We start from the raw sequence: 13,693 nt of genomic DNA, 5'->3' as shown, positions 1-13,693 counted from the left end.
GGAGGAACTTGCCATGCCGATCACAACAACAAGGCGTCGTCTGCTCGCTGGATCTGCTGCCATGCTTGCGCTGCCGGCCTTTGCCCGCGCCCAAGGCGCCGTCAAGCCGCGCCTCACCGCGATCTCACAATGGTCCGCGGGCAGCGATGGCGCTGCCATCACCGCGCTCGGGAAGAAGTTCGAGGAGAAAGGCGGCGTCTGGCAGCACTCGCCCGTCCCCGGCTTCACCACCGAGATGATGAACAAGCTGCGCGCCCAGATCATCGCCGGCGATCCGCCGGCCTGCTCGCAGCTCAAGGGCCCCGAGATTGCGGCCTGGTCGAAGATTGCTCCGACCGTCGATCTAGACGCACTTGTCGCTGCCGCCGGCTATGAGAAGGTCGTCGCGCCGGACCTTGCAAAACTGCACAAGCCGGCCGGCAAGTGGATCGCACTGCCGCTGCAGATCTACAGCACCAACATGCTGTTCCTCTCCAAGCGCGCGATGGATAAGGCCAAGGCCGACAAGATCCCCGTCACCTGGGCCGAGTTCAATGATCTCGCCGAGAAGATGAAAGCGGGCGGCGTCGCATATCCCGTCGCCAACGGCGGCACCCGACCCGATGATGGGCAGAAGTTCGAGGCCGCTTTGGCGGGCATCAGTCCGGCCGTCTATCGTACGGCCATCATGAATCTCGACGAGAAGGCCCTGAAGGCCCCCGAGATCAAGGCTGCGTTCGTGCAGGTCCGCAAGATCGCCGATTGGATGGACCCGAACGTCGGCGCCCAGCATTTCTCGACCAATCTGAAGCGCTTCGTCGACGGCGACATGGGCATGATGATCATGGGCGGCTGGGCGCAGGGCGTGTTGCGCAACGCCGGCTTCAAGTTCGAAGACTTCATGATCGCCCCGGGCCCGAGCGACAATGGCAAGCCGGTCTTTCTGCTGAATGCCGATGCCTTCATCTTCTGGCAGCGCAAGGAGGCAGACCTGCAAGCCGGGCAGACGCTGATGGCCCAGCTCGTCATGGATCCGGCGATCCAGACCATGTACTCGCAGATCACGGGATCGATCCCCGTGCGCACCGATGTCGATCTCTCCGGCGAAGGCTGGTCGGACGGTCAACGGCGGACCGCCGCCGCTCTGAAAGACGCGATCGCCAGCAATCAGGCCGTCCTCAGTCTTGCGCACAACATGGCGCAGGAAAACGGCATGACGGCAGCGATGATCGACGTGATCACGGAGTTCGTGAAGAACAAGACGATCAAGCCGGAGCAAGCAGCCACGCGCCTCGCCGAAGCCGTCGAGAGTGCCCGTTGACCATCGCCGTCTCGACAAGACCGGGCCGGCCGGCGGCGTCTGACATGGTCCGCCGGCTGCCCGAAATTCTCACGATCTGGGTGCCGCTGCTGCTGTCCGCAGCGCACCTCATCGCGTTCTCGCTGTGGACGATCTGGATATCGTTCACACCATCCACGCTGGTTCCTCTTACGGGCTGGGTGGGTTTGCGCAACTATTCCGCGGTCGCGGCCTCACGGAACTGGCAGATCGCCCTCGACAATCTGCTGCTGTTTGGCAGCGCCTTCGTGTTGCTGAGTCTGGCGACTGGCCTCGTCCTTGCCATCCTGCTCGATCAGCGCATCCGCGGCGAGAACGTGCTGCGCTCCATCTTCCTCTATCCCCTGGCGGTGTCGTTCGTGGTCACCGGCACGGTCTGGAGCTGGCTGCTCAATCCCGGCCTGGGAATCCAGAAGCTGGTCCACGACCTCGGCTGGACCTCTTTCCGGTTCGACTGGCTGATCGACCGCGACATGGCGATCTGGACCATCGTCATCGCGGCGATCTGGCAATCCTCCGGCTTTGCCATGGCGCTCTTCCTCGCCGGCCTCCGCTCCGTCGATGCCGACCTGATCAAGGCCGCGCAGATCGACGGCGCCGGACCTATCAGGATGTACCGGCGCGTCATCCTGCCGACGCTTTGGCCGATCACCGTCACCGTCATCGTCATCCAGCTACAGTTCGCGATATCGACCTTCGACCTCGTCCGCGCGCTCACCAATGGCGGGCCTGGGATCGCGACCCAACTGCCGGCGCTCGTCGTCTATGATCTGATGTTCCAGCGCAGCCTGCTCGGCCGGGGCGCGGCCGCGGCGGTGCTCATGCTGCTCATCCTTCTTGCGGTGCTGCTGCCCTATGCAGCGTGGCGCTATATCCAGCGGCGGCGGGCGATCCATGCGTGAGCGGACCTTCGCCCCAAGCCGGATCCTGATCTATCTCGTCGTTTCGCTGATCGCCGTCGCATGGCTCGCGCCATTAGCCGTTGTCGTGCTGAATTCGCTCCGCAGCAACGAGGAGATCGCGCAGGGCTCGATGATCGGCTGGCCGCAGCACCTGGCATGGAGCAACTACGCCGCCGCCTGGAGCGGCTTCTGCGTCGCCGAGACCTGTGCCGGCATCCGGCCGTACATGCTGAACTCCGCGATCGTGACCATTCCCGCGACGATCTTCTCCACCCTGCTTGGCGCGGTCGCCGGTTACGCGGTCACGCTCTGGCGCTTTCGCGGCGACAGCTGGATCTACGGCATCGTCACGCTCGGCATCTTCCTGCCGCAGCAGATGCGCTTGCTGCCCTGGACCATCGTGCTGCGCGACACCGGCCTGATGAACACGCTCACCGGCTTGGTCGTGATCCACACGATCCAGGGGCTTTCCTTCACCACCCTGTTCTGCCGAAACTACTACGTGGCCATCCCCCAGGAGTTGATCAGAGCCGCGCGCATCGATGGCGCAGGGTTCTTTCGCATTTTCTGGCGCATCATCCTGCCGCTCTCGCCGCCGATCCTAGTCGTCACCGTGATCTGGCAGTTCACGCATATCTGGAACGAGTTCCTCTATGGCGTGACATTCACGACCGGTCAGCAGCAGCCGGTCACAGCAGCGCTGATCGCGCTCTCCGCCGCGGTCGCCGATATCCCGCAGCATGGCGTACAAAGCGCCGCGGTCATGATCGCCGCCCTGCCGACGCTGCTGATCTATCTGATCGGCGGCAAGTACTTCGTGCGCGGCCTCACCGCAGGCGCAGTGAAATGATGGATCTGTCATGACAGCACTGAGCATTCGCGCCCTGTCGAAGCGCTACGCCAATCTGGAGGTGCTGAAGGGCATCAACCTCGACATCGAGAGCGGCGAGTTCACCGTGCTGGTCGGGCCGTCCGGCTGCGGCAAGTCCACGCTGCTCAACATCGTCGCCGGGCTCGATCGCGCCAGCGCAGGCACGGTGGAAATCGGCGGACGTGTCGTCAATGACGTCCCGCCAAAAGACCGCGACATCGCCATGGTGTTCCAGTCCTACGCGCTCTACCCGTCGATGACGGTGCGCCAGAACATCACCTTTGGCATGGAATGCCGCCACGTCCCGAAGGCGGAGCAGGAGAAGGCGGTCGCGAATGTCGCAAAACTGCTGCAGATCGAGCCGCTGCTCGGCCGCAAGCCGTCGCAGCTCTCAGGCGGCCAGCGCCAGCGCGTGGCGATGGGCCGCGCGCTGGTGCGCGATCCCCTGCTCTTTTTGTTCGACGAGCCGCTCTCCAACCTCGATGCAAAACTGCGCGTCGAGATGCGGATGGAGATCAAGCGGCTGCACCAGCGCATCGGCGCCACCATCATCTATGTCACCCACGACCAGATCGAGGCGATGACGATGGCGACACGGATCGCCGTGATGCATCAGGGCAGCGTGCAGCAATTCGCCGACCCCGATACCGTGTACCGCTATCCCGCCAATCTGTTCGTCGCCCGCTTCATGGGCTCGCCGCCGATGAACACCATGCCGGCCCGGCTCGAGGCAGATAGCAGCGGGCCGGTGGCCGTGATCGGCCCTGGACGACCGGACGAAGTTCGTCTGCGCCTGCGGGGACACGACGGAGCAGCGTCCTATGTTGGCCGCGACGTCGTCGTCGGGATCAGGCCGGAATGCATCGCCGAGGCCGGCCGCGTCTTTTCCGCAGAAGCCCCCGTCCTTGTCGATGCGCCAGTTGAGATGGTCGAGCCGACCGGCGCCGAGACCATCGTCCTGCTGCGGCTTGGCGGTGAGCCGGCGCAGGCGCGCATCTCACCGGATATCCGCCCCGCGCCGGGTGCGACCGCGTCCTTCGCGCTCGACACCCGCCGCATTTGCCTGTTCGACCCAGAGACGGAGCGACTGATCGCATGACTGAAGTCACCTATTCCAGCCTTGCCGGCCGCGTGGTGCTGATCACCGGCGGCGCCAGCGGCATCGGCGCGGCCTTCGTGCGCGCCTTCGCCGCCCAGAAAGCCCGTGTTGCCTTCCTTGACATCGATCAGGATGCGGGCAAGGCGTTGGTACGAGAAGTGACCGCCGCATCCGACAGCGCCCCTCTCTTCGTGCCCTGCGACCTCCTCGATATCGACGCCTTGCGCGCTGCAATCGTGCAGGTTCAACAGGTACTCGGCGACACCGCGGTCCTCGTCAACAACGCCGCCAACGACCAGCGTCAGGCGCTGGCCGAGGTGACGCCGGCCGAGTTCGACTGGACGATCGGGGTCAACCTCAAGCACGTCTTCTTTGCCGCACAGGCCGTGGTGCCGCAGATGCAGGCGCGCGGCGGCGGCTCGATCATCAACATGTCATCGGTGGCGTGGATGCGCGGCGCGCCGCAACTGCCGGTCTATGCCGGGGCGAAGGCGGCGATCGTCGGCTTCACCAATTCGCTGGCGCGGTCCGTCGGCCCCGACCGCATCCGCGTCAACGCGATCGCACCGGGCATGGTGATCACCGAGCGCCAGCGCCGGCTGTGGTATCCGGACGAGCAAGCCATCGCCGAGATTCGCCGCACCCGACAGGCGGTCCCTGACGCGGTGACGCCGGAGGACATCGCGAGCATGGCGCTGTTTCTCGCATCCGACGAGAGCCAGCGGATCACCAGCCAGTGCTTCCGGGTCGATGGTGGCCTGGGTTAGGCATGATCCGGCCACGCTAGCGCAACATGCGCGGTATCATAGGGTGGGCAAAGCGCAGCGTGCCCACCACCTTTCCGCAGCTAAGAGAAAAAAGGTGGGCACGCTTTCGCTTTGCCCACCCTACAAGACCGTCGTCTTAGCGCCGGCCCTTCCGCATCGTCGCCAGCACGATGTCCGCGGCGAGCACGCTCGGCGATCTGTTGCCGGTCGACATGACCTGATCAAGCTGCGCAAAGGCTTCGACCTGCTCCCGGCGCAGCGGCGAGTCCGTCAGTGCGTCGGCGAGCGCCGGCGCGAGCTTCTCGGGCGTGCAATCCTCCTGCAAGAACTCCGGAATGACGTCCTTGCCGATCACGAGGTTGGCGAGGATCACCGAGGAGACGCGGATCGCGCGGCGCAGGATGAAGGCTTCCATCGCGCCGACGCGGTACGCCGTGACCATCGGAATGCCCGACAGCGCGAGTTCGAGCGTCACCGTTCCCGACTTTGCCAGCGCCGCACGCGCCAGACGGAAGACTGCGCGCTTCTCGTTCTCGCCGACCACGATCCGCGGCTTGACCGGCCAGTTCGCGGTGCCCTCGCGCACGGTGGCTTCGAGATGCGGCATGGTCGGCAGCATCAATTCGAACGCACGCCCTTCCGCCTGAAGCCGTCCGAGGGTTGCGCCAAACACCTCGAGATGATGCCGGATCTCGCTGCGGCGGCTGCCGGGCAGCACCAGCAGCACTGGCGGGTCGGCATCGCGGCGGCGCTGCTCGTCGGCATTCGGGCGCAGCGAGGCCAATTGCTCGATCAGGGGATGGCCGACATAGCTGCAGGGCGGCCCGCCGAGCTTGCGGTATTCCTCCGGCTCGAACGGCAGCAGGCCGAGCACATGGTCGACATAGCCGAGCATGGTCCGCGCCCGTCCCGGCCGCCACGCCCAGAGCTGCGGCGAGACGTAATCGACCACCGGGATAGCAGGATTCTTCGCGCGCACGCGGCGGGCGACGCGATGGGTGAAATCCGGGCTGTCGATGATGACGAGCGCGTCCGGCGCGGCCTCCACCACGGCGTCCACGGTCTGGCGGATCAGCCGAAGGATTTTCGGCAGTTGCTGCACCACTGCGGCGAAGCCCACGATCGACAGCTCCTCGATCGGAAACAGCGACTCCAGCCCCTCGCGCGCCATGGTGCGGCCACCGACGCCTTCGAACTGCACGCCATCGCCGAGGCGCTGGCGCAGCACCTTCATCAGGGCGCTGCCGAGCCTGTCGCCGGATTCCTCCGTCGCGATCAGGAAGATCCTGCGCTTGGGATCGCGGCCCTGCATCACGCTGTCAGCCCGATGATGAAGAGATACTTTGCGTCGGCGAGCGCGATCATCGCCTGCGGCTCGGCGGCGATGGTGTTGCCGGCGATGACGGCGATGCCGGCAAGGCCGGCCTTGGCGACACCTTCGATGGTGCGCGGGCCGATCGTCGGCAGGTCGAAGCGCAGATCCTGGCCGCTCTTCGGCGCCTTCACCAGCACGCCGCGGCCCGTGGCGGCGCGGATCCGCCCCTCCTCGCGCAGGCGTGCGACGCGCGCCAGCAGCGCGTCGGTGCCCTCGATGTCCTCGACCGCCACCACATGGCCGTCGATCACCACCGCAGCCTGACCGATGTCGAACGGGCCGAGCGCGGTCAGCACCGCGCGGCCGCGCTCGATGTCTGCCTTGGCATTGTCGGCCGGCCAGGCGCGACTGATGCAGCCCTCGGGCATCAGCAGATCGGGCGCGACATCCTTGATGCCGATCATGCGAAAGCCATCCTGCTCGAGGATGCGGCCGACGCCGGACAACAGATGATCGTCGCCGCCGCGGAAGGCGCGGATGACGTTGCCGAGCAGACGCAGCGTCTTGACGTCGAACCTGATCTCGGAGAGCGAGGGCCGCACCAAGGTGCCGATGAAGATCAGGTCGCGGCAGCCTTCCTCGCGGAACAGCCGCATGGCGCGGCCGAGCTGGCCGACCGAGATCCAGCGATGGCGGAATTTCTCCACCCGCGCTGGATCGCAGGCCCCGCGCAGCGGGAACAGCACCGGCGTGATGCCGCGCGCGGCGAGCGAGTCGGCGACCGCGAACGGCATCGCGCCGCCGCCGGCGACAATTCCGACCGGCGATGAAAACTCCGAAGCCGCCGATGTCATGCCCGCGGCCATGTCAGGATCACTTTGCGATGGCGGGAAGACAGAGCGGGCGCTTGCCCTTGCCGATGAAGTCGAGGATTTCGGCAATGGCCGGATCTTCGCTCGCGAGCGGTCGCGCCGCCTCCAGCCGCGCGGCGAAGGTGCCGGGGCCGTAGAAAAGCTTTTGGTAGAACGCACGCACGGCGGCAAGCCGCTGCTTGGTGAATTTGCGCCGCTTCATGCCGATCAGGTTGAGGCTCTCCAGCACCGCATACTGCCCGTTGGCCAATCCGTACGGGATGATGTCGTCGCGCACGCCCGAGAGGCCGCCGACCATCACATAGGAGCCGATGCGCGTGAACTGATGCACCGCCGAGAGGCCGCCGATATAGACGGCGTCGCCGATCTCGCAGTGCCCGCCGAGCGTCGCCGACGTCGCGAAGATCGCGTTGTTGCCGACGATGCAGTCATGGCCGACATGGCTGTTGTTCATGAAGTAGCCGTCGTTGCCGACGCGCGTCTTCCCCCCGCCCTTGACGGTGCCGACGTTCATCGTCGCGCCTTCGCGAATGGTGTTGCCGGAGCCGATCTCGAGCGTGGTCGGCTCGCCCTTGTAGCTGAGGTCCTGCGGCGCGCCGCCGAGTACCGCGGACGGCGAGATCACGCAATTGTCGCCGACCGAGGTATGGCCGATGACCGTGACCTGCCCGATCAGCTTGCAATTCGCGCCGATCACGGCATGCGGGCCGATGATGCAATAGGGCCCGATCTCGGTGCCCGCGCCGATCACGGCGCCGTCCGCCACGCGTGCGGTGGGATCAATCTTGCTCATCAAGCAATCTTACTCATCAAGAAGGTCTGCTTATGTGTTGAAGTCGTTCGCTTTTCCGGTGGTTAGCGCGACCAAGCCCGATCTGTCCAGTGACGTATCATATCGGCGCGTTTCACCGGCCGGTCGAAGCAGCCGCCTCGGCACGTGAACGACTTCATCCTCCGCATGAAGAAGCGCGCCGGAAGCGCCCTCAATCCGTCAGCATGGCGCCGACGTCGGCTTCCGCGACCACCTGGCCGTTGACCTTGGCGTCGCCGTGAAACCACCACATCGTCTTGCGGCGGCCGAGCGAGCGCATGTGATACTCGATGGTATCGCCGGGCAGCACCGGCTTGCGGAATTTGCACTTGTCGATGGTGAGGAAATAGACCGCGCGCGGCTTCTCTGTGCCTTCCACCGACTTGATGCCGATCACGCCCGCGGTCTGCGCCATCGCCTCGATCATCATGACGCCGGGATAGACCGGGCGCTCGGGGAAGTGCCCCTGGAAGGCCGGCTCGTTGAACGTGACGTTCTTGATGCCGATGCCGCTGTAATCGGCGCGGATGTTGATGACGCGGTCGATCAGCAGCATCGGAAAACGGTGCGGCAGCGTCTGGAGGATCGCGTTGATGTCCACCAGCTCGAACTTAACAGGTGATTCCTCCGTCATTCCCGTCCCTCGTCTTTCGGATCGGCCTTGCTGTCGCGTACCAGGCGCTCCACCGCGATGATCTCCTTGAACCACTGTTTGGTCGGCTTGGCGAAATGCCCGCCCCAACGCCCGCCCGGTGGGATGTCGTCCTTGACGGCGCTCATGGCTGTTACCTGCGCCCCGTCGCCGATCTTGAGGTGGTTGTTGATGCCAACCTTCGCTCCCAGCGCCACGTTGTCGCCGATGGTCAGGCTGCCGGCCAGCCCGATCTGGGCTGCCAGCAGGCAGTGCCGGCCAATCGTCACATTGTGGCCGATCTGGACCTGATTGTCGATTTTGGTCCCCTCGCCGATCACGGTGTCCCGCAAGGAGCCGCGGTCGATCGTGGTATTTGCACCGACCTCGACGTCGTTCTGGATCAGCACCCGACCGGTCTGCGGCACCTTCAGATGGCCTTCCGGGCCGAAGAAGATGAAGCCGTAGCCATCCTGGCCGATTGAGCAGCCCGGGTGGATCAGTACGTTGTTGCCGATCAGGGCGCACTGGATGGCCGTGCGGGCGCCGACATTGCAGTCCCGGCCGATCTTGACGCCCGGGCCGATCACGGCGCCGACGCCGACCACCGTGCCGCTGCCGATTTCCACGTCGGGGCCGATCACGGCCAGGGGATCGACGATCACGCCGTCCTCGAGCCGCGCCGTGGGGTCGATGATGGCGGAGGGCGCGATGCCGGCATTGCCGGTCCAGGATTGCGGCCGTAGCGCCTCGCTGTGCCATTCCCGGGCGATCTTGACGAAGGCGCGGAACGGCTGCGCCGCCCGCAGCACGGCCACATGCGCGGGCACCTGGGCCTCGAAACGCGGGCTGACGAGGCAGGCGCCGGCCTTGGTCGCCTTGAGCTGGTCGGCATATTTGAGGTTGTCGAAGAACGCCAGATGTATCGGGCCGGCTTCGTCTAGCGAAGCGAGGCCCGTGATGATCTGGCCGCCCCTGCCGGGGTCGACAAGCTGCGCCTTGGTCAGCGTGGCGACATCGGCCAGTGCTGTAGCAGGCGGTTTTGTGAAGAAGGTCGGCTGCGCCATTCCACCCCGTCGCGGTCCGGCTTCGGCATGAAGCGGCCAGGCCGCATCATGCCTTATCTCATGGATTGAGCACGATCTTTTTGGCGACCGGCCCCAAGGGAAATCCCAGGGGGCCGGATCATGCCCTGCTGATCGAATTAGAACGTGGTACCGCCGCCGAACCGGAACTCCTGGGTACGGTCGTACTTGCCCTTGCTGAGCGGCACGGCGTAGTCGAAGCGCAGCGGACCGAACGGCGACTGCCAGATCAGACCGACACCGACCGACGAGCGGATCACCTTGCTGTCGTCATAGATCAGGCCGGTACAGGTTCCCGCGCTCACCGGATTGGTGGTCGAGGGGATGCAGTTCGAGTTGGCTGGCGTGGTCGTTTCGCCGGTCACGCTCCACGTCGTCGGTCCCTTGTAGTCATACAGACCGCCGGCATCGGCATAGACCGCACCCTTCAGACCCACTTCCTTCGGCAGGAACCAGAACGGCATCTGCAATTCGAGCGAAGCGCCCCAGTACTTGGTGCCGCCGAGCGCGTCCTGCGTGTCGAACGGATTGATGTCGCGCGGACCGATGCCGTTCGGGGCGAAGCCGCGGACGAGGTTCGGGCCCATCTGGAAGTGATCGAGCATGCGCAGATCGTTGTTGCCGATCTTGTTCAGCATGCCGCTCTGCACGTGCACGAGGCCGACGACGTCGGACACCAGCGGAGCGTAGTACTTCGCATCGATCACGGACTTCAGGTAGGAGACGTCGCCGCCGACGCCGGCGAAGTCCTGACGGAAGTCGATGAGCAGACCGTCGGTCGGGTTCTTGTTGTTGTCCAGCGTGTTGTAGGTCAGCGAGTAGCCGAGCGCCGACGTCAGGGTCTTGCCACCAGCAAGCTCCTTGCGGACCGGCAGCGAGGCTTCGCCGTCGCTGTAGCAGCCGAGGCCGTTGGTCGAAGCGGCAAGGGGGATACCAGTTGCGTTGGAGAAGGCCGGGCTCGGGTTGAAGGCCGGATTCGGCGTCCCATCCGGCAGGAACTGGATGTTGTTACAGTTCGCAAGGTAGCCCGGCAGCGAGATTTCCTGCTGGTAGATCGAGTAGCGCAGCTGGAGCGCGAGATCTTCACGCAAGGAGAAGCCGAGGCGCGGCGAGAAGCCGAGCGTCTTGGTGCCGTAGGAGATGTAGCTGTTGGACAGCTGCTGGCGCTGATAGAGGTCGAGGCCGAGCGCGACGCGGTAGTCGAGCAGATACGGCTCGACGAACGACAGCGAGTAGCCGCGGGCATACTGGCCATAGGTCACCGACGCCTTGGCGAACAGGCCGCGGCCGAGCAGGTTGCGCTCGGAGATCGAGACTTCGGCCAGCGCGCCGTCGGTGGTGGAGTAGCCGCCCGAGATCGAGAAGTCGCCGGTCGATTTCTCTTCCATGTCGACGATCAGGATGACGCGGTCGCTCGACGAGCCAGGCTCCGTCGTGATCTTCACGCTCTTGAAGTAGTCGAGGTTCTTCAGGCGCCGCTCGGCACGGTCGACCAGGGCGCGGTTGTAGGCATCGCCCTCGGAGATGTCGAACTCGCGGCGGATGACATAGTCGCGCGTACGGGTGTTGCCGCGCAGATTGATGCGCTCGATATAGGTGCGCGGGCCCTCGTCGATGTTGAACACGACGGAGACGGTGTGCGCCTCGAAATTGCGGTCGCCGCCGGGACGGACCACGGCGAAGGCGTAGCCGCGGCGCGAGGCCTCGATCTGCATTTCCTCGACCGATTTCTCGACCGATTCGACGTTGTAGAGCGAGCCGACATTGACGCGCGAATAGGCGCGCATCGAGGTGGGATCGAAGTTCGGAATGCTGGAGCGGAAATCGACCGCGCCGACGCGATATTGCGAGCCTTCCTCGATCTTGAAGGTGACGTTGAAGCCCTTCTTCTCCGGATCGTATTCGGTGAGCGCGGCCACGACCTGCACGTCGGCAAAGCCGTTCTTGAGATAGAAGCGGCGAATCAGGTCGCGGTCGGCTTCGACGCGATCGGGATCGTAGATGTCGCCGCTGGCGAGGAAGCTCAGCAGATTCGATTCGCGGGTCTTGATGACGTCGCGGAGGCGATAGGACGAGAACGCGTTATTGCCGACGAACTCGATCGACTTGACGCCGGTCTTGGCGCCCTCGTCGATCGTGAAGATCAGGTCGACGCGGTTGTTCGGCTGCTCGATGATTTCAGGCGTGACGCGCACGTCGTAGCGGCCGGACCGGCGATAGATCTCGGCGATTCGCAGCGTGTCGGACTGCACCATGGCACGGGAGAAGGTGCCGCGCGCCTTGGACTGAACCTCGGCGGTGAGCTGCTCGTCCTTGATCTTCTTATTGCCCTCGAAGGCGATGCGGCCGATCACCGGGTTTTCCACAACGGAAACGATGATCTGGCCACCGGCGCCGCGGTTGATCCTGACGTCCTGGAACAGGCCGGTCTCGATCAGAGCCTTGAGGCCGTCGTCGATGGCGCCCTGATCCAGGCGACCGCCCGGACCCGGCTTGAAATAGGAGCGGATCGTCTCCACCTCGACACGGCGATTCCCTTCGACGGAAATCGACTGAACGGTCTGAGCGAGCGCAGACGAAGACACGAAAACAGCCCCGACCGGGGCAACCACCGGCGCGCCGAACATGATTAGGGTTGCGAGCAAGCCCCCCCGGAGTCGCAGTCCAAACTTCATGCGCAACGCGCCCTTATCATTCCGTACCAGACCCAACCCCAACGCCGGTCTGGGAGATTCCCCAAGTTCAGGCCGCTTGTAGCCAATTTCACCGACGCCGCAAACGGCCGAGCGCGCCGCGATTTCAATTTCATTCCAAGACGTTGCTGAACAGCAACGCCATCAGTCGCGCCACAAAAAAGCCCCTATCAGGAAGCCGCCATCCGAAGGATGTCGTTGTAGGTCGCAAACACCATCAGCATCAGCACCAAACCGAGGCCGATTCGGAACCCCATCTCCTGAGTCCGCTCGGACAAGGGCCTGCCGCGCACCACTTCGGCCGCATAGAACATAAGGTGACCGCCATCGAGCAGCGGAATCGGGAACAGATTCAGCAGACCGATCGACACCGACAGCACCGCGCAGAGGTTGATCACGAACTGGAACCCGGCGCTGGCCGCCTGCCCCGACATCTTCGCGATTCCCAGGACGCCGCTGACCTCGTTGGGATTGCCCTGCCCGACGAACAGCGAGCCCAGGAACTTGAAGGTGCTGGTGATGATGAACCAGACCTGTTCGACGCCGATCTTGAGCGCTTCGCCGACACCGACCGGGGCGGTCGAGGCCTCGCCGGCCTGTGACTTGTGCTCGACGCCGAGCACGCCGACGCGGTGGCTATTGCCGAAGGGATCCTTGCGCTCGAGCAGCGCGGGGGTGGCGGTCAGCGACACGATGGCGCCGTCCCGCTTCACCTGGAACGCAAGCGCAGAACCAGCGTTCATCGCAACGATTCGCTGCATGTCGGCGAAGCTCTCGATCGGCTTGCCGTCGATCTGGACGACAACGTCGCCGATCTTGAAGCCGGCCGCGGCCGCCGCACCTTCCGCAACGACGCCGTCGACGCGCGCGATCGTGCTCGGCTTGCCGTAATACAGCGCCATGCCGGCGAAGATCAGCGCGCCCAGGATGAAATTGGCGATCGGGCCGGCCGCGACGATGGCGGCGCGCGGGCCGACCTTCTTGTGGTGGAAGCTGCCGGCGCGCTCCTCCTCGGTCATGGCCGCGAGCGTCTCGGCCGACGGGGTCGAGGCCTCGCTCTCATCGCCGAAAAACTTGACGTAGCCGCCGAGCGGGATCGCCGAGATCTTCCAGCGGGTGCCGTGGCGATCGTTGAAACCGACCAGCTCAGGTCCGAAACCGAGCGAGAAGGTCAACACGCGAACGCCTGCCCAGCGCGCGACCAGGAAATGGCCGAGCTCGTGAAAGAACACGACGATGGTCAGGACGAACAGGAAGGGAACCACGTAACCGAGAAGCCCATGGCTCAAGGCATTGAAACTATGGACGAAAAAGTCGATCATCGATTCC

12 protein-coding genes are annotated in these 13,693 nt (G+C 64.8%); 5 read left to right on the top strand and 7 right to left on the bottom strand.

Annotation, left to right across the window (positions count from 1 at the left end; all coding sequences use genetic code 11):
• Positions 1-13 precede the first annotated feature (13 nt).
• From BRAGE_RS0113725 to BRAGE_RS0113705, 5 genes are read left to right on the top strand one after another with little or no spacing between them, the layout of a single operon-like run.
• Complete coding sequence (locus BRAGE_RS0113725; protein WP_027559414.1) at positions 14-1,300, top strand: ABC transporter substrate-binding protein; 1,287 nt, start codon at positions 14-16, stop codon at positions 1,298-1,300.
• A complete protein-coding gene (locus tag BRAGE_RS0113720) occupies positions 1,297-2,220 on the top strand; it encodes a carbohydrate ABC transporter permease (RefSeq protein ID WP_027559415.1) in 924 nt (307 codons plus the stop codon). The genes BRAGE_RS0113725 and BRAGE_RS0113720 overlap by 4 nt, the downstream gene beginning before the upstream one ends.
• Positions 2,213-3,070, top strand: coding sequence for a carbohydrate ABC transporter permease (locus BRAGE_RS0113715; protein WP_027559416.1), 858 nt, complete (start codon positions 2,213-2,215; stop codon positions 3,068-3,070). The genes BRAGE_RS0113720 and BRAGE_RS0113715 overlap by 8 nt, the downstream gene beginning before the upstream one ends.
• A 10-nt stretch (positions 3,071-3,080) precedes the next feature.
• On the top strand, positions 3,081-4,190 hold the full coding sequence (locus BRAGE_RS0113710; protein ID WP_027559417.1) for an ABC transporter ATP-binding protein: 1,110 nt from the start codon (positions 3,081-3,083) through the stop codon (positions 4,188-4,190).
• The gene (locus BRAGE_RS0113705; protein ID WP_027559418.1) at positions 4,187-4,957 is read left to right on the top strand and encodes an SDR family NAD(P)-dependent oxidoreductase; all 771 of its coding nucleotides are present in this window, start codon (positions 4,187-4,189) and stop codon (positions 4,955-4,957) included. The genes BRAGE_RS0113710 and BRAGE_RS0113705 overlap by 4 nt, the downstream gene beginning before the upstream one ends.
• 136 nt (positions 4,958-5,093) lie before the next feature.
• Here BRAGE_RS0113705 and lpxB read toward each other — a convergent pair whose 3' ends face one another.
• The 7 genes from lpxB to rseP all read right to left on the bottom strand — a co-directional run bounded on the left by lpxB (position 5,094) and on the right by rseP (position 13,686).
• The gene (gene lpxB, locus BRAGE_RS0113700; protein ID WP_027559419.1) at positions 5,094-6,272 is read right to left on the bottom strand and encodes a lipid-A-disaccharide synthase; all 1,179 of its coding nucleotides are present in this window, start codon (positions 6,270-6,272) and stop codon (positions 5,094-5,096) included.
• Complete coding sequence (locus BRAGE_RS0113695) at positions 6,269-7,126, bottom strand: LpxI family protein (RefSeq protein WP_035731199.1); 858 nt, start codon at positions 7,124-7,126, stop codon at positions 6,269-6,271. The genes lpxB and BRAGE_RS0113695 overlap by 4 nt, the downstream gene beginning before the upstream one ends.
• A gap of 19 nt (positions 7,127-7,145) precedes the next feature.
• Complete coding sequence (lpxA, locus tag BRAGE_RS0113690) at positions 7,146-7,937, bottom strand: acyl-ACP--UDP-N-acetylglucosamine O-acyltransferase (RefSeq protein WP_027559421.1); 792 nt, start codon at positions 7,935-7,937, stop codon at positions 7,146-7,148.
• Positions 7,938-8,127: 190 nt separating this feature from the next.
• Positions 8,128-8,589 (bottom strand): 3-hydroxyacyl-ACP dehydratase FabZ, encoded by a 462-nt coding sequence (gene fabZ / locus BRAGE_RS0113685; protein ID WP_027559422.1) that lies wholly within the window; start codon positions 8,587-8,589, stop codon positions 8,128-8,130.
• Entirely contained in the window at positions 8,586-9,653 is a 1,068-nt protein-coding gene (gene lpxD, locus BRAGE_RS0113680; protein ID WP_027559423.1) for a UDP-3-O-(3-hydroxymyristoyl)glucosamine N-acyltransferase, read from the bottom strand. The genes fabZ and lpxD overlap by 4 nt, the downstream gene beginning before the upstream one ends.
• A 137-nt stretch (positions 9,654-9,790) precedes the next feature.
• Positions 9,791-12,346 carry an outer membrane protein assembly factor BamA gene (gene bamA, locus BRAGE_RS0113675; RefSeq protein ID WP_027559424.1) on the bottom strand — a complete coding sequence of 852 codons (2,556 nt, stop codon included), beginning with the start codon at positions 12,344-12,346 and terminating at the stop codon, positions 9,791-9,793.
• A gap of 188 nt (positions 12,347-12,534) precedes the next feature.
• On the bottom strand, positions 12,535-13,686 hold the full coding sequence (rseP, locus tag BRAGE_RS0113670) for an RIP metalloprotease RseP (RefSeq protein WP_027559425.1): 1,152 nt from the start codon (positions 13,684-13,686) through the stop codon (positions 12,535-12,537).
• Positions 13,687-13,693: the final 7 nt, after the last annotated feature.

Source organism: Bradyrhizobium genosp. SA-4 str. CB756, from assembly GCF_000473125.1.
GTDB classification, from domain to species: domain Bacteria; phylum Pseudomonadota; class Alphaproteobacteria; order Rhizobiales; family Xanthobacteraceae; genus Bradyrhizobium; species Bradyrhizobium arachidis.
The sequence above is the reverse complement of the archived record's forward strand: the minus strand, read 5'-3'. Positions and strand labels throughout refer to the sequence as shown.